At 76.8% G+C, this 1,245-nt stretch carries 3 protein-coding genes; all 3 read left to right on the top strand.

Going from position 1 to position 1,245, the window contains the following annotated elements; translation table 11 throughout:
• Positions 1–13: 13 nt before the first annotated feature.
• The gene (locus CCN56_RS40675; RefSeq protein ID WP_086832551.1) at positions 14–739 is read left to right on the top strand and encodes a type II secretion system F family protein; all 726 of its coding nucleotides are present in this window, start codon (positions 14–16) and stop codon (positions 737–739) included.
• A 107-nt stretch (positions 740–846) separates the two neighbouring features.
• Entirely contained in the window at positions 847–1,053 is a 207-nt protein-coding gene (locus CCN56_RS40670; RefSeq protein WP_086832550.1) for a DUF4244 domain-containing protein, read from the top strand.
• The coding region (locus CCN56_RS40665) for a TadE family type IV pilus minor pilin (protein ID WP_179200170.1) at positions 1,040–1,245 on the top strand (206 nt) is incomplete at its 3' end. The genes CCN56_RS40670 and CCN56_RS40665, both read left to right, overlap by 14 nt.

The following is a 1,245-nucleotide window of genomic DNA, read 5'->3' as shown; positions in this document are numbered from 1 at the left end:
TCGTCTCCGGCAGGTGGCGCGACCCGCCTCATGGCCCACCACCTCACTCCCGCGGCCGTCAGGGCACCGGCGCACAGACCGCCGACCCCGCCGCACAGCACCCAGCCGAAGCCGACCCCCACCAGGGGCAGCACCCAGAGCCCCGCCCAGGGCGGGGCTCTGGGTGCTGCCCCTGGTGGGGGTCGGCTTCGGCTGGGTGCTGTGCGGCGGGGTCGGCGGTCTGTGCGCCGGGGCCCTGACGGCCGCGGGAGTGAGGTGGTGGGCCATGAGGCGGGTCGCGCCACCTGCCGGAGACGAGGAGGCGGCGCGCCACCTGCCGCTCGCGGCCGATCTGTTGGCGGCCTGCGCCGCCTCCGGAGCCGGGCCCGGTGCGGCGGCGGAGGCGGTGGGCCGGTCGTTGGGCGGGCCCCTCGGGGAGCGTCTGACCCGCACGGCCGCCGAACTGCGGCTCGGCGGCGAACCGGCCGAGGTGTGGGGGAGGTTCGGCGCGATACCGGGCGCCGAAGGGCTGGCCCGCTGCATGGAGCGGGCGGGTTCCTCGGGAGCGCCGGCGGCGGAGGCCGTCGCCCGGCACGCGACCGCCCTGCGTGCCGTCCGTGCCCGCGCGGCGGCGGCCCGGGCACGCCGGGCCCAGGTGCTGATCAGCGCGCCCGTAGGGCTCTGCTTCCTGCCCGCCTTCCTGGCGGTGGGGGTGGCTCCGGTGGTGATCGGCCTCGCGGCGGGACTGCTGGACGGATGAACACGACGCCGAGACACGACGACACGACACGACGACGAGACACGACACGACGTGATGACACGTCGAAGCGGTGACGGCATGAGGGAACACGGAACGAGGAGGTCGGTATGGCGGTCAAGGTGTGGCTGGGCGGTTGGTGGCGGGCGCGGCGGGCGGCCGCGCGCCGCGACGCGGGGATGACCACGTCCGAGTACGCGGTGGGGACGATCGCCGCGGCGGCGTTCGCCGCCGTGCTCTACAAGATCGTGACCAGCGGGGCGGTCTCGGGGGCGCTGGAGTCGGTGATCGGGAAGGCCCTCGATGCGCCGTTCTGACCGGGGGTTCGTGACCGTGGAGGCGGCGATGGTCCTGCCCGTCCTCGCGCTGTTCACGGTGACCCTGCTCTGGGCGCTGGCCGCGGCCGCCGCGCAGATCCGGTGCGTGGACGCGGCACGGGCGGGGGCGAGGGCGGCGGCCCGCTCGGAGCCGGTGGCCTCCGCCGAGGCGGCTGCCCGGGCCGCCGCGCC

Source organism: Streptomyces sp. NRRL B-24572 (genome assembly GCF_002156145.1).
Taxonomy (GTDB): domain Bacteria; phylum Actinomycetota; class Actinomycetes; order Streptomycetales; family Streptomycetaceae; genus Streptomyces; species Streptomyces vietnamensis.
This window is presented reverse-complemented; position numbering and strand designations above follow the sequence as displayed.